This is a genomic window from Coleofasciculaceae cyanobacterium, assembly GCA_036703275.1.
Lineage (GTDB): Bacteria > Cyanobacteriota > Cyanobacteriia > Cyanobacteriales > Xenococcaceae > Waterburya.
The window spans coordinates 1-25775 of sequence record DATNPK010000053.1; the positions used below are offsets into that span (position 1 = coordinate 1).

The following is a 25775-nucleotide window of genomic DNA, read 5'->3' on the forward strand; positions in this document are numbered from 1 at the left end:
CTGAGTTTGGGTAAAATCTGTATTTAAATCCGCGTATTTGTTTCATGCTATGATTTTACCATGAAACTTACTGCGTTGTAAATTTATCGCGCCTTATATCCAACGCTTAAAAGACGTTGGTTTTACGGCGTTTTCTATAAATTTACTATACTTACTATTTGTCGTTATTTCGCCAAGTGCCATGAAAACTGTGGGGAATGATCCCAGGTAGTGCTAAACGACACACGGGTGCTTCAGATAATTTGTCGCTTTGATAAATTCTGACTTCACTTTTATCGCTATTGCCGTCGTAGACTACGGTTAATAGCCAGCCATGTTCGGGGCGATCTTGACTGGGGACTAAAATTGGTTCGGAAGGATAGATGTTTTCTCCTAAATCGGCGATCGCCTGTTCTCCAGTTTCTCGATCAAAGCGAGCGATCGCATTAAATAATTCTTCGCCATGCTTTACGGCATCACGATGCACGTTGAGGTAGGTATAACGCCAATTTTTTCCGACTTTTGCGGGTGATACCAAGGGAAATTCACCACAGGCAGGCAATATCTGCTGATTACTAATTACTTTGGCAGTTTGAGGTTCGATTGTAAGTGACCATAAAGTTCCAGGTGCGGGAGTTTCGGTATAGCCAGAGGCAACTTCCTTTAAATACTGATTAGTATCAAAGTCTTCATAGCGCGTAAACTCAGTTACGACATTCCCGTCTGGGTTGACGTAACCGTTAGCAAAATGCCACTGAAACCAAGGATCGGTTTGACCACGACTGATTAAAGATAAACTATCGCGATCGAAGATTAGAATCTCAGTGCCTAATTCTGGTTTCCACTCCAAAGCATCACTGTAACTTTTTTGTCCTAACAGAATAGGAAGCAAGTTTACCCTTACTGGTGAGACTAAAAAGACGAGATATTCTCCAGCAAAACAAAAATCATGAATTAAAGGTAGTCCAGAGAGGGTATGAGAATTTTGTTGCTCTAGTTTGCCTGTAGAATTGCAGCGATAAAGATTGAGAGTAGCATTTGCTCCTGCACCTATTCCATGATTAAATATATTGCCCGTAACGGGATCGACTTTTGGATGAGCTGAAAAAGGTTGTTTGTCGGTTAACTTATCTAAGTTATCCATGCCGATAGTCGCTAAAGTTTCTAAATCTAAAGCGTGAGGTTTGCCTCCTTCCCACAAAGCCAATAAACGGTCTGGTAATGCTAAAACCGAAGTATTAGCTGCATTTTTAACTGGTTTGAGCCAATTATTCCAAAATGCTCCCGCAGCAGTCCTGCCATAGTTAGGATAAATAAAAGCTGCTGCCTCTTGCTCATCTTTATATCCTGGAGTTTGTACGTAGCGATACACCCCAACAGCTCCTGTATCGGTAAAATGGACTGCTAAAATAGCTCCATCGCCATCAAACCAATGTCCTACTCGTCGATCGCCTCTCGATAGCCTCGCAGGACCATTACGATAAAGTGAGCCTCGTAAATCAGAAGGTATTTCTCCTGCGATAATTGATAAAGGAGTTGAGTCAAATTCTGTGGCGGGTTCGGCGATCGCTTTAGACCAAGCTTTTAATTTAGATGCAGTTATCATCGGTTTTTTTAAAGTTTATATAACTAATTCAAGACAATCGCGATTAACGGACAGCGATATACTATCAATGGTAAGCAGTAAAAAAATGTATAAGCTCTCTTATTAGTCTGAGATTAGCTTAATCCAATACAACATACAAAATATGAATTCAGGAATCGATTTACAAGGAAGTTTTAGCGAAACTCTACAAGGGTTCGGGCTTTCAGCTGGTTTGGCTAAAGCGATTTGGCTACCGTTACCGATGTTGTTGATGATTATTGGCGCAACTGTTGGAGTTTTGGTAGTAGTTTGGCTGGAGCGAAAAATCTCGGCTGCTGCTCAACAGCGAATTGGACCTGAATACGCAGGGCCTTTGGGAGTATTACAGCCAGTAGCCGATGGCATTAAGTTAGTTTTTAAAGAGGACGTTATTCCTGCCAAAGCCGATCCCTGGCTATTTACTATCGGACCTATATTAGTTGTAATTCCCGTATTTCTGTCCTATCTAATTGTACCTTTTGGTCAGAATCTAATCATTACCGATATCAACGTGGGCATATTTATTTGGATTGCCCTCTCTAGTATTGCGCCCATTGGCTTGTTGATGGCAGGTTATGCTTCTAATAATAAATACTCTTTGCTAGGTGGTTTGAGAGCAGCAGCTCAGTCCATTAGTTATGAAATTCCGCTAGCATTATCAGTATTGGCGATCGTCATGATGTCCAATAGTCTTAGTACCATTGATATCGTCGAGCAACAGACAGGCTATGGCATTTTGGGCTGGAATATTTGGCGACAACCTGTCGGCTTTATTATTTTTTGGATTGCCGCACTAGCTGAATGCGAGCGTTTACCCTTCGATTTACCAGAAGCGGAAGAAGAACTAGTCGCTGGTTATCAAACAGAATATTCAGGAATGAAGTTTGCTCTTTTTTATCTAGGCTCTTACGTTAATTTAGTGCTATCGGCGTTAGTTTTTGCTGTTCTCTATCTCGGTGGTTGGGAATTCTTTATTCCCCTAGATCATTTAGCTGATTGGATTGGTGTTGCTGATACAACCCCTTGGTTGCAGGTATTGACTGCTTCTTTAGGCATTCTCATGACCCTGGTTAAAGCTTATTTTTTAGTATTTATTGCCATCCTATTACGTTGGACTGTACCCCGGGTTCGGATCGACCAATTGTTAGACTTAGGGTGGAAATTCCTCTTACCAGTTTCTCTGGCTAATCTTCTGATCACTGCTGCCTTGAAATTATCTTTTCCCGTAGCTTTTGGTGGTTAATTAGAGCAAAAAGGATTTAACTTAAAAATAAAGCACAGCAAACATCATGTTTAATATTCTCAAACAAGTACAAGACTATGCCAAAGAGAGTTGGCAAGCAGCAAAATATATCGGTCAAGGTCTTTCAGTAACCTTCGATCATATGCAGCGTCGTCCTGTCACCGTTCAATATCCTTACGAAAAAGTAATTCCTTCCGAACGCTATCGCGGTCGAATCCACTACGAATTTGACAAGTGTATTTCCTGTGAAGTCTGCGTTCGTGTCTGTCCGATTAACTTACCTGTGGTTGATTGGGAATTTGATAAAACAGCCAAGAAGAAAAAGCTCAATCACTATAGTATTGACTTTGGTGTCTGTATTTTCTGCGGTAACTGCGTAGAATATTGCCCGACAAACTGTTTATCTATGACAGAAGAGTATGAATTATCTTCTTATGACCGTCACGAGCTTAATTATGATAGTGTGGCTCTAGGACGCTTGCCTTATAAAGTAACTCAAGATCCAATGGTTACTGCTCTTAAAGAGTTTGCTTACTTACCTCAAGGTGTAGTCGATCCTCATGGCTTACCTGAAGGATCTCAGCGTGCTGGTAAACGCCCAGAAGATATTTTAGAAGAAATTGAAGCTGCTAAACCCAAAGAAGAAGTTGCCAGTGAGTAGCTGAAGCTGGTCTGAATAATTAACAAAATTAAGGACAACAAGCTTCATAACAATATCGATCGCATAACTATAACAAGAGGAAGAAAAAGTGAATTTAGCGGAAGGAGTGCAGATAGTTTCTTTTGGCATCTTGGGGGTGATGATGATTGGGACAGCCTTAGGGGTTGTCCTATTACCCAAAATTGTCCATTCTGCTTTTTTATTAGCTGGAGTGTTTATTAGCATCTCTGGTTTGTATATTCTGCTCAACGCCGATTTTGTAGCAGCAGCGCAGATCTTGATCTATGTCGGTGCAGTTAATGTGCTAATTTTGTTTGCCATCATGCTGGTTAACAAACAAGAGAACTATGCACAACTACCTGGTCGTAAGCTGCGTAAAGTGGCGACTGCGGTAGTCTGTTTTGGTCTGTTTGCTCTGTTGGGGACAATGGTTTTAGCAACGCCTTGGTCGTTGGATACTAGTTCTCCCATGATTGACAACACAATCATCGCTTTGGGCGAACATTTCTTTAGTGATTATTTGTTGCCTTTTGAGTTGGCTTCCGTACTACTATTAATGGCGATGGTAGGGGCAATTATTCTGGCTCGTCGCGATCTAATTCCTGAATCTTCAACTTTGCCAGAAAGCTTTACTACCGGCCTAACTTTGCCAGAGCGTCCTCGCGAATTAGCTAGCCTAAGTGGTGATAGCGAAGCGCTCGGCAACAAATAATTAAGGAGTGAGAATTAAATGCAACTAGAATATTTTTTGCTGTTAGCAGCAGCATTGTTTTGTATTGGAATTTACGGTTTAATTACTAGCCGTAATGCGGTGCGAGTTTTAATGTCAATTGAGTTAATGCTCAATGCCGTTAATTTAAATTTAGTCGGATTTTCTAATTATTTAGATCCAAGTAATATTAAAGGTCAGGTGTTTACGGTTTTTGTAATTACAGTAGCAGCAGCCGAAGCAGCTGTAGGTTTGGCAATTGTGCTAGCTATTTATCGTAATCGAAACACCATTGATATGGAACAATTTAATTTACTCAAATGGTAGTAGATAAATAAATTATTCATGGTCTAGCTTAAACTAAAAAAGCCGAGATAACTCTCGGCTAGTTTGAGATTTGCCAACAAGAGCGATCGCGCTTCGCCGAGATTCTATGACTGCGGCAATTTCTCTTAAACGTACAGTTAGTGAGGCGTTAATCGTAAACAACCACAGTGCAGTCTGCACTAGGCGCATTGGCGTAGTTTATGGAGATAGTCCTAAAATCTTATTTTAAAGAATAAGTACGGCTATGGCGGAAATGTTAAATTTCATAAGCTTTGGTTTCTCACAGACTAACCAACTGATTTTGAATACTGTGATTGAGGGCTTGGCGACATTTTCATACCCACACTCAGTAGCATCAGCATTTGTGTATCGTTCGGCTTACGCTGTTACGATTTTTGTCCGACATAGCTATAAATACTTATTTGGATAGCCAGCGCAAAAACGCTAATGTTCAAGCGATCGCCTTGGGCTCGATCCCATCTTGTCGAGCTAAATTTCAACTTTGCTCTACATAAATACAGGCTTTTCGATTTGCTTGCATTTAAAACTTACATTTAAAAATAGTTTCAGCCCCTGAAGAATGTAACATAGTTTCAGTAATAACCTAGACTACTCAGACCTCCATGTCGTTAGCCAAGCCTAAAAAACAGACGCTTAATTTATCGTTCTCTGCGCTCTTATTATGGTTGGGAATTTTCTCAATCGTAGTCTTTTTTCTGGCACCGATTCTCTGGCAAATACTTACCTCTGTGAAGGTTAACGAAGATATTTCGGCAATTCCTAATGTTTATTTGCCCAGCCAGATTACTGTAGAACACTACACTCAGCTGTTTAGCCGTCGTCCTTTTTTAATCTATATATTTAACAGTGCCTTAGTAGCCAGTATTTCTACTGTTTTATGCTTAGTTTTTGGTTCTCCCGCCGCCTATGTTTTGGCCAGAATGAATTTGCCAGGCGAAAAATTTATCCTGACAGGGGTTTTAATTATTACTCTGTTTCCTTATGTGCTGCTATTTTTGGGATTACTAGAAATAGTTAAAGCCGTGGGTTTAGGTAATAATTATCTCGCTCTGATTATTCCTTATACTGCTATCAACTTGCCTTTGACTATCCTAGTAATGAGAAGTTTTTTTCAGCAGCTTCCCAGAGACTTAGAGGATGCTGCCAAAATAGATGGTTACAAAACTTTGGGAATGCTAATTAACATTTTGCTGCCTATGACTTTGCCAGCATTAGCAACCACTGGTATTTTGACCTTTATTTTTGCCTGGAATGAATACATCTTTGCTCTGACTTTTATCACTGAAGAAGTGAAAAAAACTATTCCCGTAGCTACGGCACAATTGGGAGGAGCAAGTTTGTTTGATATTCCCTATGGACCGATCGCAGCTGCGACAGTTTTGGGTACTCTACCATTGGTGATTCTCGTCTTAATTTTTCAGCGTCAGATTGTTCAAGGGTTAACAGCAGGTGCAGTAAAAGGTTAAACCAACACAATTGACCACAGCTAAGCCTTTTATATGACAAGTCCTATTTGTGAAGTAGATCTAGATCCTTATGTATATATCCGAAAGCGATAAGGCAATCATTCGTCAGCTAATCGAAAAACAACTTCAGGCATTTCAACAAAACGATGAAGAAACAGCTTTTTCCTTAACTAGTCCAACTATCCAAAGAAAATTTGCTCAGCAAGATTTTATGAACATGGTGAGCGATAAATACGGCGCGATAATCAAGCCTCGCTCAATTATGTTTCGTGGGTTTACTTTGATCGACGATTTCCCTGCCTTAGTATTGACGATTATGGATCGAGAAGGTAGCTTAGCTCAAGCAATTTTTATCGTGCAACATCAACGAGACTATAGCTGGCGCATTCATGGTTATGAGCTTGTTTCTATAGATGAAAAAATAATTTGATTTGGATAGACTAGGTTGTCTGCTAATCGAACCAGGATAAGATTTTAGAGCGATCTTGCTCAAGACTAGCTATTTTAAGTTTATGCTGAGCGATAGTATCCTTTAGTTGCTCTAATCTGATGTGGGCAATAGCGATCGCTTTTTCTAATTCTTTCTCATATAGCTGACTTTCTCGTTCCAAAGCGACAATCAACTTTTGAACTGATTGGTCGATTACTAAACGAATCAAGTTTTGATAATTGCGATCGACAATTCGTTTAAGCTCTTTTGAATGTTGCTTTAGTTTTGCTGTTTTTATATTTTGACCAGTAATTAAATTAATGATTTGGAAAAACAGAATTGCAAATCCAATGTATTGCCCATTGCCAAAATATATCCAGGTCAACAAGTATATTGCTAAACCTGCTAACAGTGAAATAACTAAGCGAAACCAGCTACTTTGAGTAAAATGATAGTCAAAACTGATTCTACTGTTAAATTTTAAACAATTAGAATCAATGATCTGTTCCAAGTTTAAACTAGGATATTTTTCAGGAATAGCTAATACTGGTAATTCAATTTCTGAAGTTAGCAGTGGACTAATAATATTTAATTGAGCGTTAATTTTAGCTATTAAAGCCTGTAGTCCACCTTCTGCATAGACATAATTGATCTGTGACCATTGCCAAATCATCAGCTCGTCAACTTTTTGCTGGCATAATTCTATGATGTAATTATGAATATATTCAGCCTTAAATGAGTTAGCTAAAGTAAGGTAAATATAAGTATCTTCGGCTTCTTTAACAATCTTAGTTTGAGAGGTATAAATCATTTCTTGAACCCTAGAGATCAGACTATTTCCTAAAAAAGGATTGAGTAAATCAGCTTTAGAATGATTAATATCTAACTGTATTGCTTTGATTATTTGCTGTTTTAATTTATTTAACTGATTGATATTTTGTCTGAATTGTTGCTGATAGCAAGAAGGCTGTAAATTTTGTAAATACCTGCTTTTTAGGTACTTGACTTCTTGCCTAGCGTCTTTAATTTTATGATTAATAAAATGCTCAATAGTAGCCTTTGCTGTTTGCTTACTTCTAGCGGTAAGCCGATCCATAGCTAATTCTGACAGATCAACAAGTAACTGTTGATAGATGCCGATCTGCTGATAATTATTTAAGTCGATAAAATTATTTAATGGTAATTGCACCCGCTCTTCTAATGTATAATTTTGGGCTGTCAGCCAGTTTGATAAAGAAGCACCTTGTGTGTGTTTTTTTGGCTGTTTAACCAGAAGAACTAAGCTGATATTTTCTTGTCGAGCAAGCTCAATTAATCGCTGATGATGTTTAACAATATTGTGTTCAAAGTAATAGATTAAACAGATTAAATCGCAGTTTTGAACGATTCGGCGTAGGTTGGTAATTGGTGCTACAGCTTGAAACTCATACAGCGATCGCAGCTTGACGTTTGCTTGATTTTTTGCCTGGAGGTTGTTGGCTAAAGTTGCTGACGGGCTGACAATCTTGACTACTGGTTTGCTAGCAGTTTTAAGCTTAGCTACAGCTATATTTAAAGTTTTAATCAACTCCCAATAGGCAGGTTCAGCCTTAGCTTGCTGAGTCAGATAGCCCTTAGTTTGCTCGACATTACTAATGATCTGGCTAATTTCATCCATTAAGCTTCATTCAACCACCGCTGACGGGAGGAATCAAGACTATCTCATCTCCATCTTGGAGTACGGTATCAGATTCAACAAACTGCAAATTCACGCCAAAGCGCGTAACTTCTTGCCATTTCGCCAAATAAGGCTGTTGCTGAATTAAAGACTCTAAAACATTACCTACAGTTGTCTGTCGCGGAAACATCATATCTAATTCTGATGTCTTAAAAGCCTCTTGATAAATAGCAAACAGTTTAACTTTTATCTTTATATCTTCTTGCGCCATAAAACTTCTGATTTGTACAAGGCAGTACCTTGCCCCTAACTGACTTTTGACTTAATCTTCAACCTGATAGCCAAACTCTGCCAATCGTAACCGAGACTGTCGCCATTTAGGTTCAACTTTAACAAACAATTCTAAATGTACTCTGCCTGAAATTAGCTTTTGAATTTGTTGGCGTGCTGCTGTCCCGATAGTTTTTAGCATACTGCCTTTTTTACCGATGATGATACCCTTTTGCGAGCTACGTTCAATATTAATTGCCGCATTAACTTTGGTTAGGGTGGGTGTTTCTTCGATCTTCTCGATGGTAATTGCCACGGAATGGGGAATTTCTTGGCGAGTGTGCAATAAGATTTGTTCCCTAATTAACTCTGTCATGATAAAGCGTTCTGGTTGGTCTGTTACCAAGTCTGGAGGAAAGTAATAAGGACCAGTTTCTAACTGGTTAATTAAAGCCTGTTGGAGGTTTTCTGTACCTGTACCAGCAGTTGCGGAAAATTTAACTGTAGACCAATTAGTGTCGGCAATTAAATCGGCATAAGTATCATCAATAAACTGATAATTACCTGGCTGCAAATCAACTTTATTTAAGCCGAGAATTACAGGTGTACCTATTCGTTGAAGAATATCAAAAATAAAGCGATCGCCTGTTCCAGCTTCGGTCGAACCATCTACCACAAACAAAACTAGATCTACCGACTTAATTGCTGTTTTGGCATTTTGCACTAACACTTTTCCCAGTTCATGATGTGGTTTATGAATCCCTGGAGTATCGACAAAAATGATTTGTGCTTCAGACGTAGTGAGAATTCCCTGTAGTCGGTTACGAGTAGTTTGTGCCACAGGTGAAACGATGGCAATTTTTTGTCCGATCAAATGATTCATCAAAGTAGACTTCCCGACATTAGGTCTACCGATAATGGCAATAAAGCCAGACTTAAATCCGGCGGGGGCGATCGGGATCGTAGCAAGCTGATTATCTAAATTTAATTCTTGATTCATGAAGCGATAGGAGGTATTAAATTTATAGTTATAGTTAGTACTTTGGTTTGATTTTCATAATTCTGTAGAGTGGCAAAAATTAATCTGCTGACTCATTGCTCGTCTGCGATCGCCAATTTTTATTTACGATAAAGCTCTAGCTTACCAAAACACGATAACCACTGAACTAGCAATCGAGAATATCCATGACATATTCGCCTTGATTGACACATTGATTCGTAGATAGATCAAAGACTATTCCTTTCGTTTCGGCGCAAACGTCAACTATTTCTGGTGTTTTTCCCTGCTTATTAAAACTTAGAAGCTGATAAATGCGATCGCCAGGATTTACTCTAGTTTCTAGCGGTAATCTAGACTGAACCATTCCGCCTGTTGGCGCATAGTAGCTATTGATTCTACTTTTCGATATTAGGGTAACTTCCGTAGTCGTAATTTCCTCAGGCAAAGACAAAATCTGTTTGTGAGCTAAATAATTTTTAATTCCTGCTAGTCCTTTGGCTACCGACTTGGGGTTCATGACCATTCCTGCACCCAATTCCAAAGTCCAAGACTCTAGGTCAAACCTAACTTTTCTGCCTAAATTAGCCAACTCTTTTTCTAAAGCTAGCCATGGCTTGAGAAATGCCTCATCAAAGGCATCACCGTCATATTCATCCATTAGAACACAGTATTCCAGCAATAAATATTTGGTGCTAGCAATTCTTTCTTTAAAACCAAAAGTATAGTCAAGTGCCTGATTGCTGGAACTATGAATATCAATCACGTAATCTGCGTCTAAACATAAAGACTGTAGCTGATAACGATATTGACGGCTGATGGGGAGACTACTTGGTCGATTGATGCGGTCGAATTCTTTAGCCCATGCTTGTTTAATTTTAGCTAAATAATTACTACGGATAACTTCGGGAGTATGATTCAGCTGTGATTGAGCAAATTCGGTTAAATCTTCTACCTCTGTTTCATAATCCCAGAAAATACGATTCCAGTTTTTACCATCGTAGCTATTAAATCTTCCCGTCGAAAAAAAGTGCGATCGCTGATTTACGCCTAAAGGGTTACAAACAGGCACTAACCAAATCTCGCCCTGTAATTGAGATTGGTCTAAAGTCATTAAATCGGCAATTAATTGCTGAATTACGGCATTGCCAACAATTTCCGCACCGTGTAGATTTGCCTGGATATATGCTTTCTTGCCCGACTGTCTACCCACAAATTTATATATTTGTAAAGATAAAACATCACCAGAAGCCAGCTTAAATAAATCTATATTTGAGATCAGGGGAATCATGATGTTAAATTGGTGCAGATTCGGCAATATAGCAACAATTTAAGATAGCAAATTTATTACGACCAAGATTCTTGATCATATTGCTACTTGCCTAATAAAATCTGTAAGTTAGTTTGAATACTAGTAAACTGACACGGCTAATTTGAGGCATTAGAATTGTCCGCAGATAAACACAGATAATTTGTTGGTCTACCAACAAATTTTGGACTTTTGATAAGCATAGATAGCGATAGGCTTTCATGGTACTTTATTGCACTATTTTAGCTGTGTCAGTCTACTAGGTCAGATCTAGAAATTCTGTTTGGAGTGGAAAGTATTTTAAGGTTGAGGTTGAGGCGCAAAAACCTTTACAGCAGCGCGATATGAGTTCTGGTTATCAGACCAAAACTGCTGTAGCTCAAATAAATCCTTAGTATCAATTTGCAAATCCTCCGTGGGGAAATTTTGCATCGCCTCAATTACAGTCCAACCATTAGAATTATTGGGTAAGTCGGCAGCTTCAATTAAAGCCGAACGAACTGCATAAAACCCATTACGTTCAGGATGAGTCTTAATTACCGTACCCAACTGCTGCAAAAACTCTTCTCCCGCTAGGGTATTAGCAAATTGATGGATCGCCACGCGATCGCACGCAAAACGGTTGTTTAGCCAATAACGTAATTGAACTAAAGTTTGCTCGTCCACAAATTGAGAATAAAGGCTAAATTCACGACTCATCTCTCCTGTAGCTGCATATCTAGCCAAAGACTCGACCGAAATTTGGCCTTGAAACGGTCCATAAATTAACTTGACTTGTTCTGCACCCAAAGCCGATTTAGATTTAAAGGCTAAAACTGATAATCCTAGACTCAAAGTAATTAAGCAGCGTAAAACCAATGTTAATTTAAGATTTTGTTGAAGATTCATAATTCAAAATTCAAAATAGCGTTAACAAACGTTCCAAGAATCGAAATTTAAAATAGTTTGAATAATATTTACGTCGAAAAGATTATTACCAATACTTATTGTTCCCGATTAAAACTAAAACGAATCAGGCTAAATTAAACTGAGCGAAACTTTTATAATCTGGATAGTTCTATTTAAGAAAGTATGATGAATCAGTTTGAACAATTACGAACTTTAACAGTAGATATTGGCGGTAGTGGGATTAAAGTAATGGTTCTAGATCCTCAAGGTCAACCTCTTAGCGATCGCCAACGTCTTAAAACTCCCGATCCAGCAAAACCAAAACAGGTAATAGATACCATTTTGACCTTAGCCCAATCACAAGAGTTCGATCGCGTATCGGTTGGCTTTCCAGGAGTGGTGCAACTTGGTCTGATTAAAACTGCCGTTAATTTAGACCCTGATTGGCTGCAATACGACTTGGCTAGTAATTTGTCGCAGTTATTAGCCAAGCCAGTTAAGGTAGCTAACGATGCCGATATTCAGGGGTTTGGGGCGATTTCTGGCAAGGGAGTAGAGCTGGTGCTGACCTTGGGAACGGGATTTGGTTCAGCTTTATTTGTCGATGGTAAATTAGTGCCTAACTTGGAAATGGGACATCATCCGTTTCGTAAGAAAGAAACTTATGAACAGCAATTAGGTAGAGCAGCCTTAGAGAAAGAAGGGCAAAAGAAATGGAACGATCGCTTGGCAAAAGCCCTAGCTAATCTAGAACATCTGTTTAACTATGAACGGCTTTATATTGGTGGAGGGGAGACTAAAAATATTAACTTTACTTTGCCTGACAATGCCACCATTATTCCTAACATCACTGGCTTACTCGGCGGTATTAAACTTTGGACTAACTAAAGATAATAAGTAATAAGTAATGAGATTATCCTACGTACTTACAGACATTGAATGCTCAATGCTCAATGTTCAATGTTCAATGTTCAATGTTCAATGTTCAATGTTTAATGTTCAATGTTTACAGACTACTGCTCCAATTAATTGGTAATGGTAAGGGATTTTCTTGATTTTGTTCGACTTGAGGATTAATTTCAGTGGCTCGATCTAGCACGGCTTCAACGCGATCGTATATTTGCTGCGCTTCTGACAAAGAGTTGCCAATACTGGTTAAGCCTAACTTGCCAAATTCTGACAACGCACCCATAAGATGAAACACTGTTCCCGTCTGACTGCCACTATCAAAATGTAGTCTTTCCTGAGCAACAATATCCATCAAATCAGTAGGCAATAAACCCCGATACTGTTCTTTTTGTAAATTATCTGTAGCAATATAATATTTTTCCTGACCTTGCTGACTCAAGAATCTTCCTGTATCGTAATCAAACGTGCCGTTCGTCAACAATCTCAAGGTCATAAAGGGGTGGGTTGTGCCACCCTTACGTAAGTTAATTTCGATCGCCTGGATATCCCATTTTTTGGTTTCGGGATGCTGCACGACAATAAAATCTACTCCGTAACGTTCTATAGCACCTTTGGCTGCCAAGATTTCTCCTACTCTCAAGCCAAGTTCCTGTAGTTCATAGCGATAGTCAGCATCAGCCGGGAAATAGCACCCTTCGTAAACTTGTCCATTAGCACCGCCTAAAATTTGATCGTGGGTAGAGATAATTTCTACTTCTCCTGATGGTCGAATATAACCTTGAACACTAGGCGATCGTTTAATCTCTCCTTCGACAAAAGCCTCAACAATTGCCCCTAATTCGGGAATACGACGCGAAAAAGACAACCAGGTTTCTCCTTTCCCCTGAAAGCTCATTTTTTCTAACTGTTGACTCAAAGCAGCTTTGGTTTCTACTGCACTACATAGATTGGGAGCATAGTTTTGAATTGGTCTTAAGTCTAATACAGCGTTGCCTTCACCAGAGAAACCTTCGTTTAGCTTGACAACAATTCGTTGCAGCTTAGGCTGCCTTTGCCAGAGTAGCCATAGCTCTTCTAGCAAATCTGTCGCATTGGTAACGGTGTAGCTTCCGTCAGGATGAGGAATTTTCGCCTCGGCAAAAATTTGACGACTACCGCTTTTTGAACCCCAATTGAGTACTTCAGGAGATGCTGCCAATAGAGGAATGCCTAGTTTTAAAGATAGACGCTGCTCTAAATCTGTGGAATTGTAGCAAACCATGTATGATTTATTGGGGCGCAAAGCACGGTGAATTTTATCAACCAGCCGAGGACGGTCTAAAATCTTTTGGGTTAAAGGTTTGAGAGAACCATCGTAGGTGCTGATTAGTAATAAGCGATCGCGAGCATGAGAGAATGGAATTCCTGGCAATAGTTGCAGATAATAATCAATTACTATCGGACATAAAGGCAAAGCAGTAATATAAATTACCCTAGTTAAAGGATTGCGTAAGCGAATCAAAGAAAATAGCAACCTTTCTTCGTAGTGCAAAAATCCTGATACTTTATCTCCTACCTGCTGATCGACGCTAAAAGAAGGAATAACCAATATGTCGAAGTTATCTTGGTCGAAAATATCAATACTTTGCCACAGCTTCCCCTCCTCAGGTGATTTTGTCCATTCTCGTAGCTGATTTTGTAGCTGTCTAAAACGCTTTGCCGCTGCTTCTGAATGAAATGTATCTACCATGTTTAAGGAAAGTAACAACACTGTCAAGAAAACTCTAAGAATTATAGTAACTCGCTATGAATGTTGATTTTAATCTGTTGGAATAATTCATCATTAAAAAGTCCGAAAAGATTGATAGTAAACGCAACAATGCTTAACATAAGCTGGTTTATTAAAGATTTACTGGTCAAAAATGCCTTTATAGCAGTACAAAATTAGATTAGGACACAAAACCGACATCACGAGCTTTTGAGGAACCTCAAAAGACGTGTCCTCAACTATTGGCTCGTAAGTAGTAAGTAGTAAGTAGTAAGTAGCAATCAAATACAAGCGAAAAATTGTTACTTTTAGTTGAATAAATCTACCATGTTTTGGCTGTTTACTCGAAAGTTGAATGTAAAACCGATTAAAGGGTGGTATTGTTTTTGTGTGTTTAGAGATTTAATTCAAACTCATATTTATTGATAAATAAGCCAATTACTAGATCATGCATTTCTTGTGATTTTGAAAAGCAAATTGTTTTTCTCGCTAAACGTTTAATTCTAGTTCTCAAGCGAATATGTTTTTGCTCGCTCTTTTGAGTTTTCTTTTTACCAATTTCGTGTTTATCTTCTGACAGATGCCTTCTATAAGCTCCTAATCCATCAGTACAATGATGCTTGATTGCAAATGGTTCTAAAAGTTTCTTTAGTTCTAAAAATACTTTATCTTTTCTTCTGCCAAAGACATAAGCTAAGATTTTTCCTGTCAATCTATCTATGGCGTCCCACAGCCATCTTTGATTTTTCTTGTTACCCACGAAGCTCCACATTTCATCTAGCTCAGAATCTTCAATTCCTGCTTCAGAATCCTGTTCGATTTCTGACCTTAGCTTAATTTCTACTTCTATTTCTTCAGGATTGATTGTGTTTAAAAGAGGTTCATTTACTGTTTTGATGAACGGGGATTTTTTTTAAGTTCTTTAATTACTGTTTTGTACTGATATTTAGTACGCAAGCTGTATCTCTGATTCCACTTGCATTGTGCGACATTGACACTATTTTTTGCTTGACTTCTTTGGTTCTTCCTAGATGGAAATGATTGAGAATAAAAGTTCGACGTTTACATTCATAATTTTCGCAACGATATCTTTGTTTTCTATCTCTGTAAAACCCATGTTTGAAGACATTATCGGACTGACAATCACGACAAAGTACGGGAATAAAAGCTGCCATTATTTTTCAATTTATTTCCATCCTAACTATCTTAAGTTAATTTCTACTTTATCACCCTTTAACCACACAAAAGTTACATCACCCTTTGGGCAAATTAACTGGTTCTGAAGAACAATCATCAACCACAATTACTCCAAAGTCTTCTATAGTTTGAGCCAAAGCACTATTGACGGCGCGAAGTAACAACTTAGGACGATTATAGGTAGGAATTATGATGCTTAATAATATCTCTCTCATGATTTAGAGATTAATAACAATTTGTTGACTGTTGTCAACTAATTAATTGAAGTGAATACTACCTATCAAACCGTGAAAAATTTATTGAGAAACAGCGTAAGTTTGTTCGTCTCTGTTTTCTAGTTTAGAGTAAGCATTTTTGCTATTAGTAAACTCTTCATGATAGGAACGTTCAACATTGACATTCCAAAGATCGTGTTTCTCGCCCAAAATATTTTTGGCGGCTAGCAAACCAGTCAACATCGAATGATCGCTGTTATTGTAGCGATGCATTCCATTGCGACCAATAGTTTGCAGATTTTGGAAGGCTTGAATGTATTTTTGAATAATTTCTACGTTGCAACGATATTCATCGTCGTAAACAGGATAAGCTTTATATTGACGAATTACCGTGCCGTCTTCAATCTTAACTTCTGGATCTACTAGTCCCAAAGCCTTTACTTCACGGCTGGCTAGTTCGACTAGTTCGGCGTTAGACATTTCCCATAATTTATCACCTTCGTTGCAAAAATATTCCATTCCCAAACAAGTTTTGCTTTGGTCGGGAACCATTGCCTTGCTCCAGTTTTTAAAGTTTTGGATTCTACCAACCTTAAATTCAGGACTATGAATATAAATCCAGTTGTCAGGAAATAGATCGGCGCGATCTACTATTAGCGAAACAATTAGAAAATCGCGATATTTTAAGCTATTAGCAGCTTTGAGTACAGCTTCTGGTGGTGCAGGGTTGAGCTTCTTTAGTAGTAAGGATACGGGCATACTAGAAACATAGTTTTCTCCCCTAACTTTGCTAGTTTCACCGTTTTGCTGAATCGTAACCCCAGTAATGCGATCGCCATATCGTTCTACTTCGATTATTTCTGTATTAAGATGTACGGGAGAACCTTTGCTGTTTAATTTTTGCTGGAAACGCTCCCACATTTGACCTGGACCATATACAGGATAATTGAACTCTTTGATTAGAGTTTTAGTATCGTTGCTACCAAATAGAGCATTCGTAATAGCTTTTGTTAGCGACAGCCCTTTGATTCGCTGTGCTGCCCAATCAGCTCTAATTTCGGTACAGGGAATACCCCACACTTTTTCAGTGTAAGTTTTAAAAAAAGTTTCATATAAACGTTTGCCAAAGCGATTAGAAACCCACTGCTCAAAGTTTTCTTCCACCGGATTTGGTCTAACTTTGGCTTTGAAGTAGCTCCACATAATCAAGGTGCTATTAATCAAGCCTAGATTAGCTAAAGCGTTATATGGCTCTAAAGGATAGCTAAAAAATTTATTTTTGTAGTAAATTCTTGAGATACGCGGAACTTTGATAAATTCATTCCCCATTACTTCCTGCCAAAGCTGCTCTACTTCTCCTACCTTAGTAAAGAAGCGATGTCCACCGATATCAAAACGATATCCCTTGTAAGTTTCAGTCCGCGATATTCCGCCGACACGATCTGCTTTCTCAAACACAACTGATTTTTTGCCATGCTTACTTAATTCGTAAGCTGTAGTCAGACCAGCAGGCCCTCCACCAATGATTATCGTTTGATCAAGATTATTCATAATGTTGCGCTTAAATTCTTCTTTGCTTATGTTGATTATGTTTGTGTTGATTAACTTTTTTTGTAGAGACGATTAATTACCTGGTAATAACATATTCTGAGCGATGTCGCGATCGCAATTTTCCGACTGGGAATTAATTGTGGTAGATGATGGTTCTACGGATGAATCGGCAGCTATTGCTGATAAATTTGGCGCTAAAGTAATCCAAACCAAAGGTCGTGAAGGTCCTGGAGCAGCAAGAATTTGGGTGCAAAAATAGCACAAGGAGATTATTTATGTTTCATTGATGCAGACTGCGAAGTTTGTGAAGATGCGATCGCTAATTTAGCCCGAAAACTTCAGTTGCAACCAGAGATAGATGCGTTGTTTGGTTCATATGATGATGCACCCAAAGCCACAAATTTTGTGGCTCAGTATAAAAATTTAATGCATCATTATGTTCATCAACAAGGTAGCGAAGATGCCTCAACATTTTGGTCGGGTTTTGGGGTAGTAAAGCGGGAACTATTTTTAAAATTAGGTGGATTTGATATTGTGCGTTATCCTCGTCCTAGCATTGAAGATATTGAATTAAAATATCGCCTCAAACAAGCTGGAGCTAAAATTCACTTAGCCAAAGAATTACAGGTAAAACATCACAAAGCTTGGAAACTAATGGGTTTGGTTAAAACTGACGTTTTTGACCGTGGCATTCCTTAGACGAAGCTGTTACTGGACAACAAATCTTACGTAGTCAATGATTTAAATCTGCAAATCAGCAGTAGAATGAGCGTTATCGCTACCTATGGTTTAGTATTTTGTTTGTTAGCAAGTGTGTTTAATCCAGCAGCGATAATTGTTGGTCTAATTTTGGCGGTATTGCTGCTGTATCTAAACTGGGATGTTTATCGTTTAATTCTATAAGAAACGCGGCTTAGTTTTCGCCATTAAAGCAGTTCTCATACACTGGCTTTATTATTTTTACGGTGGATTATCTTTTGTTTTGGGAACTTGGTCACATTGGAAACCGCTTTTACTGAGTAATATTCGGTCGAGATAGAATTTTGAATATTTATTTTTAGAGCGAATACTCTAGTATTTTGCCTATTAATTTTTGTCCATTCAAAGAGCGAATCCTAAAGGACGACGCGGAGGACGCGACGTAAGGAGGACGCGACGTAAGGAGGACGCGACGTAAGGAGGACGCGACGTAAGGAGGACGCGACGTAAGGAGCTAATCCTTTAGGGCTAATCCTTTAGGGCTAATCCTTTAGGGCTAGTCTATCACGGATAAGCTAGCGCGTCACACGTATAGGGCATATGCGCCAAGAAGCCAAAAGTTAAGAGCTAAAAGCGATGAACGCTCATAATGCTATCTAACCAATGATATAAGCCATATTTTGGCTATCTATAACCATAGTATGAGAGTTGAATGTGTAATTCATACTACTATATAAATGTAACTTAACAATTTGCAAGCAATATATATGAATATCAATCATTTTACACAAATGTCCAAAAGACTATTAATATTGACTAGCGTTCTTGGCTTGGGAGCTTTATCTGTATCTCCCGCGTTAGCCAATAATAACAACTCAATGGAATCCTCTACCGAAATGGAAGAGATGCCAATGAGCGAGTCTAGCGCAGAAGCTGGGAACATAGTAGAGGTAGCTTCAGGCAACGAATCCTTTAGTACTTTGGTCACAGCGATAGAGGCAGCAGGATTGGCGGATACGCTATCTGGTTCGGATTCTGACTACACAGTTTTTGCCCCAACGAATGAAGCCTTTAATCAGTTACCAGATGGTACATTAGAATATCTATTACAACCTGAAAATCAAGAGGTATTACAGCGTGTGCTTTCTTATCACGTCTTACCAAAACAAGTAGGATCGAGTGAAATTTCTGGTGGTGAAATAGAATCTCTTGACGGTGGATTAGTCACTGAAGTCACCGACGAAGGAGTCATGGTGAACAATGCTAGCGTTGTTACTCCAGATATCGAAGCGAGTAATGGAGTTATTCATGGTGTAAATCGAGTTTTATTACCAGCAGATTTACAAAGTACCTTGGCTTCTGAACTAGGGGTAGCAGAAACCGAGTTTTATCAATAATCAGTAAACCTCTGGCAAAAATAGCGATCGCCAAGTGCGATCGCGTTCTTATCTTTAAATCAACTATTTTTTTTACCGAGTTATTTATAGCCAATCAAAAAATAAATAATCTCAAAAATGAATCAGTTCAATATATTAGGTAATCGTAAAAGCCAAAGTAATTTGGAAATTTCTACATCGATCATGGCTTTAGCAGTTTTAATTGGTGGTATATCATTCTTTCCTCGCCAAGCATTAAGCCAGCCAAAAAAGCAAATATTAGTCGCTCAAAATACCCCAAGTATAAGAGCAGCGAGCGCGCAAGCAGAAACGCTTTATCTAAATAATGATCGCACCTATGCTTATAACTTAATTGCTCAAGAAGAAGGATTTATTGGTGATGTAGCTATTCCAGTTGGTGCAACTATAGTCGGTAAATATGTCCCCGCTGAAGGTGGATTACGCTATGTCGCTGAAGCAGTAACCTATGATGACTATAGCTATACGATTGATGCTTCTTCAGAAATAATTAAAGATGTTAAAGATCCCCGTGATACCCTCAGCGGGCGCGATTGCTGAAGATGCGGGTATTGGTGCAGCGGGTGGCACTATCTTAGGTGAAGTTCTAGGCGATGCAGGTGCAGCAGAAATTATTGGGGGTGCAGCCGCAGGGGCAGCAACGGGTAATCTTACTGCCGATCGAGTTGTAGTTGTAGAACCAGATTCGGCGATCGCTCTATATGAATAAACTATGAACGCGATGAGGCAGTCCTATAATGACGCTTAACACGATCCATGTCGTTCGATAGATTCAAAGAATAACACCGCTTTGTAGAATTAAGCCAAATAAAATTATGCTCAGCGTCTAACTTTGGCTATAATAATGGATCGTGGAATATATTCTGAGGTAAATCATGGGTCGTAAATGTCAAATAACGGGTAAAAAAGCCAACAACGCTATGGCGGTATCTCACTCGCACCGTCGTACTAAAAAATTGCAGGACGTTAATTTGCAGTGGAAAAGAGTATGGTGGGCAGAAGGCAATCGTTGGGTAAGATTGCGTTTATCCACTAAAGCAATTAAGACTTTGGAAAAAAGAGGCATTGGTGCAATGGCAAAAGAAGCTGGTCTTAATCTTAATAAACAATAAATTAAATTTGCATAACGATTAGGTTTATTCTCACTCTTAATTGCCAGAAAACGGTATTAAACGAAAATTTAGCAGTCTCATTTCTAACTGTATGCTTTCGGGTTAAGGTCTTAAGTTAGTATTTGAAGACTGCATTTACTCTACCCTACACCCTAAGTAAACCATTTAACTTGCCATGCTCAATCAATTTGCTATATAACGCTAAAATAGTTAAGAACTCTTAAGCATTGTTAAGCACTGTCTGTATGTCTCCCTCCCGCAAAGGTATCCAAGCTAACGGTAAAGTCAATAAAGTACAGCCCGAATCCTTAGAAGAAAATGTGATTCGTATTAAAGGTGCTAGACAGCATAATTTAAAAAACATTGATCTTGAGTTACCTCGTAACAAGCTAATCGTATTTACTGGAGTTTCAGGTTCAGGTAAATCTTCTTTGGCATTTGATACTATTTTTGCGGAAGGTCAAAGACGCTATGTCGAATCTCTTAGTGCTTACGCCAGACAGTTTTTAGGACAGTTAGACAAGCCCGATGTCGATGCGATTGAAGGATTGAGTCCTGCTATTTCCATCGATCAAAAGTCTACTTCTCATAATCCTCGTTCGACAGTAGGGACAGTTACCGAAATTTACGACTATCTTAGATTACTGTTCGGTAGAGCTGGTGAGCCTCATTGTCCGAAGTGCGATCGCTCAATAGTGCCACAGACGATTGATGAGATGTGCGATCGCATTATGGAATTGCCCGATCAGACTAAGTTTATGATTCTTGCTCCTGTGGTGCGGAGTAAAAAAGGGACACATAAGCAATTATTGTCTAGTTTGACTTCTCAGGGATTTGTCAGAGTCAAAATTGATGGAGAAGTTAGACAGTTAGACGACTTAGTTGAACTAGATAAAAACTATAAACATGATATTGAAGTCGTAGTAGATCGTCTAATTAAAAAATCAGGAATAGAGGAGCGTTTAACTGATTCTCTCTCGACTTGTCTGCGTTTGTCAGATGGCATTGCCGAGATTGATCTGATGAGCGCGCCAGGTACTCAAGCACAAGACAAGCCAGCCAAGATTATTTTTTCGGAAAACTTTGCCTGTCCCGAACATGGTGCGGTAATAGAGGAACTATCACCTCGTTTATTTTCCTTCAATTCACCCTATGGTGCTTGTCCCGACTGTCATGGTTTAGGAAGTCATCGGACATTTTCACCTGAATTGGTTGTTCCAGATTGGACTCAACCATTATATAGTGCGATCGCGCCTTGGTCAGATAAAGATAATTCTTACTATCTTTCTTTATTACATGGCGTAGGACAGGCTTTTGGTTTTGAAATTCAAACTAAGTGGTCACAGCTTAGCGAAGAACAGCAAAACGTAATTCTCTATGGTGCTGAAGAAGCTGTTTACTTCCAGTCCGATAGTCGCGGTAGTCAACCTAAGGGCTATCATCGGCACTATTCAGGTGTGCTTAAAATGTTGCAGCGCAACTATCAAGAAACTAACTCCGACTCGGTTAAAAACAAGCTAGAGCAATATTTAGTCAATCAGCCCTGCGACACCTGTAAGGGACAACGCTTAAAGCCAGCATCTCTATCGGTCAGTTTAGGTCAATATCGCATTAATGATTTAGCGGGTGTACCGATTCGCGAATGCTTAGACAGAGCAAATGATTTAAAACTTACCAACCGCCAGGCATTGATTGGGGAACTAGCATTAAAGGAAATTAGATCTCGTCTGCAATTTTTACTGGATGTCGGTTTAGACTATTTAACTTTAGACCGCGCAGCCATGACTCTATCTGGAGGAGAAGCCCAAAGAATTAGATTAGCTACTCAAATTGGCGCAGGATTAACTGGTGTACTCTATGTCTTAGATGAACCCAGTATTGGTTTGCATCAACGGGATAACGATAAATTGCTAGGCACGCTCAAAAAATTGAGAGACTTGGGTAATACCTTAATCGTCGTAGAACATGACGAAGATACGATTCGTGCTGCCGATAGTTTGGTGGATATTGGTCCTAAAGCAGGGGTACACGGAGGCGATATTGTAGTTCAGGGCAATTTAACCGCTTTACTCAATTCAGAAACTTCGCTTACGGGGGCATATTTATCAGGCAAAAGAGTCATTGCTACTCCAGAGGAGAGAAGAAAAGGCAAAGCCTTTGGTATCACGCTCAAAGACTGCCATCAAAATAATCTGCAACATATTGATGTCGAGATTCCTCTAGGTAAATTCGTCTGTATTACTGGTGTATCGGGTTCGGGTAAATCTACTTTAGTAAACGAACTATTACATCCTGCTTTAAAACATCATTTGAGTCGCAAAACACCTTTCCCTAAACAGCTAGGAGAAGTTGATGGTTTGGAGGCGATCGATAAAGTAATTACTATAGATCAATCTCCCATTGGTCGGACTCCTCGTTCCAACACCGCTACCTATACAGGAGTATTTGATGCCATCCGCGCCATTTTTGTCGAAACCATTGAAGCAAAAGCCAGAGGCTATAGCGCAGGACGTTTTTCCTTTAACGTCAAAGGTGGGCGCTGTGAAGCCTGTAGCGGACAAGGAGTAAACGTAATTGAAATGAATTTCTTACCCGATGTTTATGTTCAGTGTGATGTCTGCAAAGGGGCTAGATATAATCGCGAGACTCTTCAAGCTAAATACAAAAATTATTCTATTGCCGATGTTTTGGATATGACGGTAGAGGAAGCCTTAGAAACTTTTAAAAATATTCCTCGCGCTTCCAATAGACTGCAAACTCTGATGGATGTTGGCTTAGGCTATGTCAAGTTAGGACAACCAGCCCCAACCTTATCTGGCGGTGAAGCCCAGCGAGTCAAATTAGCCTCTGAACTATCTCGTCGCGCCACTGGTAAAACTCTTTACCTAATCGATGAACCAACTACCGGCTTATCTTTTTACGATGTCCATCATCTATTAAACGTGCTGCAAAGGCTGGTAGATAAAGGTAATTCTTTAATTGTAATCGAACACAACCTAGACGTAATTCGCTGTTCTGACTGGATTATCGATCTTGGTCCAGAAGGAGGAGATAAAGGCGGGGAAATTATTGCTACAGGTACACCTGAAGAAGTAGCCCAAAATGAGAAGTCTTATACAGCAAAGTATTTAAAACAAGTCCTGCAAAAATACCCTATTGCTGTTGATTCAAACTTAACTAATTAGTCTAAAGGCTTGAAGTTGAAATCTAAACCCTGTTACTTTTAACAAAACCAGTAGTCTTACATTTTAATAATTGCATGATGCTATCAGACTCATTTTCGGAAAATGTCTTTTGTCCAGTGGTTCACATAACAAGATTGTTTGATTTATGGAAAAGCTCGGTTTAATTAATCTTGCTCAACCAAAAGAACAATCGGTTTTATTTATTACTCTTGATTCTTGTCGTTACGATACTTTTTTAATCGCTTCCGCTCCTAACTTGAAAGCTCTAGAAAAATTGTATAGAGCTATGGCACCTGGCAATTTTACCTACAGCTCTCATGCTGCTATGTTTGTTGGCTTTACTCCAGGAGTATCAACTAAATTTGAACCTTATGTGAATTCTAAATATGGCAAGATTTTCAAGATATTGAATGGAGGTTTAGCTGGAAAAGCAGAACATTTCATTCTTACAGGACGCAATATTATTGATGGCTTTAAACGCAGGGGATATCTAACCATTGGTTCGGGTGCTGTAGGCTGGTTTGATCCTAAAACTGAAACTGGACAATCTTTGATACAAGACTTTGAAGCTTTCTTTTATCCAGGTAACACTTTTTCTTTAGACAAGCAAATTCAACAAATTTCCCAGTACCTTGAAAATCTTTCCCAACCAGTTTTTGTCTTCTTAATGTGGGCGAGACTCATGTTCCTTACTATTACCAAGGAGCATCGTGGAGTGCTGAAGATAATCCCTGTATTCCCTTCGGTAGTAACAATCGTCGAGATGAATGTATGCAAAGACAAAAGATTTGCTTACAATATGTAGATCGGTTACTACAACTGTTATTAACCTCCTTTCGAGGCGAAACTATTTTAGTTTGTGCAGATCACGGGGATTGTTGGGGAGAAGATGGTCTTTGGGAGTATGGTTTTTACCATCAAAAGCTACTTCAAATACCTCTTATTTTTAGACTAGGAGCAAGTATCGATAGCGAAGGAAATACAATAAAATGATACTAAATAATTAACGATTTAAGAAGTTTAATATCTCTTCATTTGCTTACGTAAGTATATATTTATTTCACGACAATTCATATTAGACGTTAATGTTAATTAATATTTAGGACACTATTATTTATTTCCTCTAAAATTTATATATTAAGCATAGGGAAATTAGAGAGTAGGGAGATAGTAGATATCCATTAATCTCTATCATTCCTTTAGTTTTCCTTCGACTTATAGGCTGATCCACATTTAGCTTGCATAATTCTGAGGTTTAATTTTTATATATATAGTAATTTCAATTAACTTCCGTATGATTTGACAATATCATAGAGGGTAGTATCTGGAGTTGAATAAATGCGCCTCTTCTTAAGAATGGCAAAGTCTTGCTCAACAAGTCGATTGCACAAGCTGCTTACGAAGCAGCGTGCCTCGACTTCAATACGGTTTAAATCAGGGGAATAAGGAGGCAAAAATAAAACTGAATGACCAGCCTCGTGAGCGATTTGATATACATCATTCTGGCGGTGAAATGGAGCATTATCAAGAATCAAAGTAGAATTAGGCTTTAATTCAGGAATTAGATGATCTTGAAGCCATTGATTAAACCATAGAGCATTAGTACTACCTGAAAACAGGACTGGAGCTAATAATTTCTTGACTCTATTTGCCGCAATTAGACTAGTTCTTGTTCCTCGTCTACCATTTCGCTCACAATGAGACTTTTGTCCTCTTTTCGACCAAGCATAGGGACGATATGTATAAGCATCAAAACCAGTCTCATCTATATATACCAAGTCTTGTGAACTCTGCTGGATAATAATTTGACGTAAACTTCTTAAGAAGATAATTCGTAATTTATGTTTTCGTTCACTGTATCTGAGAGTTTTTTTTTCTAGTCAATTTCATTTGACGATTAGCGTACCAAATTGCGCTCTCTCGGACTCCAAAATGTTGCGCCCGCTCTCTCAATAAAGCATCTGGAAATTCTTGTATATGGCGTGAAAGAGCTGACCAGTCTAGTTTTCGGCTTCTTTTTATCGCTTTTGGAGTCAAATCGTCTCGTTTACACTAATTATTTACACACCATAAACTTACTTCATATCGTCTTGACGCTTCTGCTTTAGAACCACCTTTACGAACAAATTCGACTACTCGCTTCCGTAAATGAATACTATAGGTC

General features: G+C 38.8%; 26 protein-coding genes and 1 pseudogene. 15 read left to right on the forward strand and 12 right to left on the reverse strand.

Annotated features, from left to right (window positions below):
* Window positions 1–154: 154 nt before the first annotated feature.
* Window positions 155–1585, reverse strand: a complete 1431-nt coding sequence (locus tag V6C71_09315; protein ID HEY9768682.1) for a carotenoid oxygenase family protein — start codon at window positions 1583–1585, stop codon at window positions 155–157.
* Window positions 1586–1727: 142 nt separating this feature from the next.
* Between V6C71_09315 and nuoH the strand changes: the two genes are divergently transcribed.
* The 4 genes from nuoH to nuoK all read left to right on the forward strand — a co-directional run bounded on the left by nuoH (window position 1728) and on the right by nuoK (window position 4543).
* Window positions 1728–2846 (forward strand): NADH-quinone oxidoreductase subunit NuoH, encoded by a 1119-nt coding sequence (nuoH, locus tag V6C71_09320; protein HEY9768683.1) that lies wholly within the window; start codon window positions 1728–1730, stop codon window positions 2844–2846.
* A 46-nt stretch (window positions 2847–2892) separates the two neighbouring features.
* A complete protein-coding gene (gene ndhI, locus V6C71_09325) occupies window positions 2893–3507 on the forward strand; it encodes an NAD(P)H-quinone oxidoreductase subunit I (GenBank protein HEY9768684.1) in 615 nt (204 codons plus the stop codon).
* Window positions 3508–3595: 88 nt separating this feature from the next.
* A complete protein-coding gene (locus V6C71_09330) occupies window positions 3596–4219 on the forward strand; it encodes an NADH-quinone oxidoreductase subunit J (protein ID HEY9768685.1) in 624 nt (207 codons plus the stop codon).
* An 18-nt stretch (window positions 4220–4237) separates the two neighbouring features.
* Window positions 4238–4543 (forward strand): NADH-quinone oxidoreductase subunit NuoK, encoded by a 306-nt coding sequence (gene nuoK / locus V6C71_09335; protein ID HEY9768686.1) that lies wholly within the window; start codon window positions 4238–4240, stop codon window positions 4541–4543.
* A 33-nt stretch (window positions 4544–4576) separates the two neighbouring features.
* Here nuoK and V6C71_09340 read toward each other — a convergent pair whose 3' ends face one another.
* Window positions 4577–4732: a hypothetical protein gene (locus V6C71_09340; protein HEY9768687.1), complete on the reverse strand. Its 156-nt coding sequence runs from the start codon at window positions 4730–4732 to the stop codon at window positions 4577–4579.
* Window positions 4733–5229: 497 nt separating this feature from the next.
* Between V6C71_09340 and V6C71_09345 the strand changes: the two genes are divergently transcribed.
* On the forward strand, window positions 5230–6030 hold the full coding sequence (locus V6C71_09345) for a carbohydrate ABC transporter permease (GenBank protein HEY9768688.1): 801 nt from the start codon (window positions 5230–5232) through the stop codon (window positions 6028–6030).
* Window positions 6031–6100: 70 nt separating this feature from the next.
* Window positions 6101–6460 (forward strand): DUF4864 domain-containing protein, encoded by a 360-nt coding sequence (locus V6C71_09350; GenBank protein ID HEY9768689.1) that lies wholly within the window; start codon window positions 6101–6103, stop codon window positions 6458–6460.
* A gap of 22 nt (window positions 6461–6482) precedes the next feature.
* Here V6C71_09350 and V6C71_09355 read toward each other — a convergent pair whose 3' ends face one another.
* The 5 genes from V6C71_09355 to V6C71_09375 form a co-directional block, all read right to left on the reverse strand.
* The gene (locus V6C71_09355; protein HEY9768690.1) at window positions 6483–8117 is read right to left on the reverse strand and encodes a hypothetical protein; all 1635 of its coding nucleotides are present in this window, start codon (window positions 8115–8117) and stop codon (window positions 6483–6485) included.
* A gap of 10 nt (window positions 8118–8127) precedes the next feature.
* Window positions 8128–8388: a MoaD/ThiS family protein gene (locus tag V6C71_09360; GenBank protein ID HEY9768691.1), complete on the reverse strand. Its 261-nt coding sequence runs from the start codon at window positions 8386–8388 to the stop codon at window positions 8128–8130.
* Window positions 8389–8439: 51 nt separating this feature from the next.
* Entirely contained in the window at window positions 8440–9387 is a 948-nt protein-coding gene (era, locus tag V6C71_09365) for a GTPase Era (GenBank protein HEY9768692.1), read from the reverse strand.
* 166 nt (window positions 9388–9553) lie between these two features.
* Window positions 9554–10675 (reverse strand): succinylglutamate desuccinylase/aspartoacylase family protein, encoded by a 1122-nt coding sequence (locus tag V6C71_09370; protein ID HEY9768693.1) that lies wholly within the window; start codon window positions 10673–10675, stop codon window positions 9554–9556.
* Between the two features lie 318 nt (window positions 10676–10993).
* Window positions 10994–11581, reverse strand: coding sequence for an alpha/beta hydrolase (locus V6C71_09375; protein HEY9768694.1), 588 nt, complete (start codon window positions 11579–11581; stop codon window positions 10994–10996).
* A gap of 183 nt (window positions 11582–11764) precedes the next feature.
* Between V6C71_09375 and V6C71_09380 the strand changes: the two genes are divergently transcribed.
* Window positions 11765–12469, forward strand: a complete 705-nt coding sequence (locus tag V6C71_09380) for an ROK family protein (GenBank protein ID HEY9768695.1) — start codon at window positions 11765–11767, stop codon at window positions 12467–12469.
* 118 nt (window positions 12470–12587) lie between these two features.
* On the opposite strand, the gene V6C71_09385 is transcribed toward V6C71_09380, so the two are convergent.
* From V6C71_09385 to V6C71_09400, 4 genes are all read right to left on the reverse strand, one after another.
* Window positions 12588–14240 (reverse strand): peptide ligase PGM1-related protein, encoded by a 1653-nt coding sequence (locus V6C71_09385; GenBank protein ID HEY9768696.1) that lies wholly within the window; start codon window positions 14238–14240, stop codon window positions 12588–12590.
* Between the two features lie 391 nt (window positions 14241–14631).
* On the reverse strand, window positions 14632–15135 hold the full coding sequence (locus tag V6C71_09390) for an IS1 family transposase (GenBank protein HEY9768697.1): 504 nt from the start codon (window positions 15133–15135) through the stop codon (window positions 14632–14634).
* Window positions 15136–15490: 355 nt separating this feature from the next.
* Window positions 15491–15649, reverse strand: coding sequence for a glycosyltransferase (locus V6C71_09395; GenBank protein HEY9768698.1), 159 nt, complete (start codon window positions 15647–15649; stop codon window positions 15491–15493).
* An 81-nt stretch (window positions 15650–15730) separates the two neighbouring features.
* Window positions 15731–17200, reverse strand: coding sequence for an NAD(P)/FAD-dependent oxidoreductase (locus V6C71_09400; GenBank protein HEY9768699.1), 1470 nt, complete (start codon window positions 17198–17200; stop codon window positions 15731–15733).
* Between the two features lie 103 nt (window positions 17201–17303).
* On the opposite strand from V6C71_09400, the pseudogene V6C71_09405 reads away from it, so the two are divergent.
* The 8 genes and pseudogenes from V6C71_09405 (at window position 17304) to V6C71_09440 (ending at window position 24416) form a co-directional block, all read left to right on the forward strand.
* A pseudogene (locus V6C71_09405) lies at window positions 17304–17899 on the forward strand (glycosyltransferase family A protein).
* 66 nt (window positions 17900–17965) lie between these two features.
* Window positions 17966–18103, forward strand: a complete 138-nt coding sequence (locus tag V6C71_09410) for a hypothetical protein (GenBank protein HEY9768700.1) — start codon at window positions 17966–17968, stop codon at window positions 18101–18103.
* A gap of 587 nt (window positions 18104–18690) precedes the next feature.
* Window positions 18691–19296, forward strand: coding sequence for a fasciclin domain-containing protein (locus tag V6C71_09415; GenBank protein ID HEY9768701.1), 606 nt, complete (start codon window positions 18691–18693; stop codon window positions 19294–19296).
* 117 nt (window positions 19297–19413) lie between these two features.
* Entirely contained in the window at window positions 19414–19854 is a 441-nt protein-coding gene (locus V6C71_09420; GenBank protein HEY9768702.1) for a hypothetical protein, read from the forward strand.
* On the forward strand, window positions 19826–20023 hold the full coding sequence (locus V6C71_09425) for a hypothetical protein (protein HEY9768703.1): 198 nt from the start codon (window positions 19826–19828) through the stop codon (window positions 20021–20023). Before V6C71_09420 ends, V6C71_09425 begins: the two co-directional genes overlap by 29 nt.
* A gap of 166 nt (window positions 20024–20189) precedes the next feature.
* Window positions 20190–20426, forward strand: a complete 237-nt coding sequence (gene rpmB, locus V6C71_09430; protein ID HEY9768704.1) for a 50S ribosomal protein L28 — start codon at window positions 20190–20192, stop codon at window positions 20424–20426.
* A gap of 245 nt (window positions 20427–20671) precedes the next feature.
* Window positions 20672–23611, forward strand: coding sequence for an excinuclease ABC subunit UvrA (gene uvrA, locus V6C71_09435; protein HEY9768705.1), 2940 nt, complete (start codon window positions 20672–20674; stop codon window positions 23609–23611).
* A 145-nt stretch (window positions 23612–23756) separates the two neighbouring features.
* The gene (locus tag V6C71_09440; GenBank protein ID HEY9768706.1) at window positions 23757–24416 is read left to right on the forward strand and encodes a hypothetical protein; all 660 of its coding nucleotides are present in this window, start codon (window positions 23757–23759) and stop codon (window positions 24414–24416) included.
* Between the two features lie 478 nt (window positions 24417–24894).
* On the opposite strand, the gene V6C71_09445 is transcribed toward V6C71_09440, so the two are convergent.
* Window positions 24895–25443 carry an IS630 family transposase gene (locus V6C71_09445; GenBank protein ID HEY9768707.1) on the reverse strand — a complete coding sequence of 183 codons (549 nt, stop codon included), beginning with the start codon at window positions 25441–25443 and terminating at the stop codon, window positions 24895–24897.
* Window positions 25444–25775 lie beyond the last annotated feature (332 nt).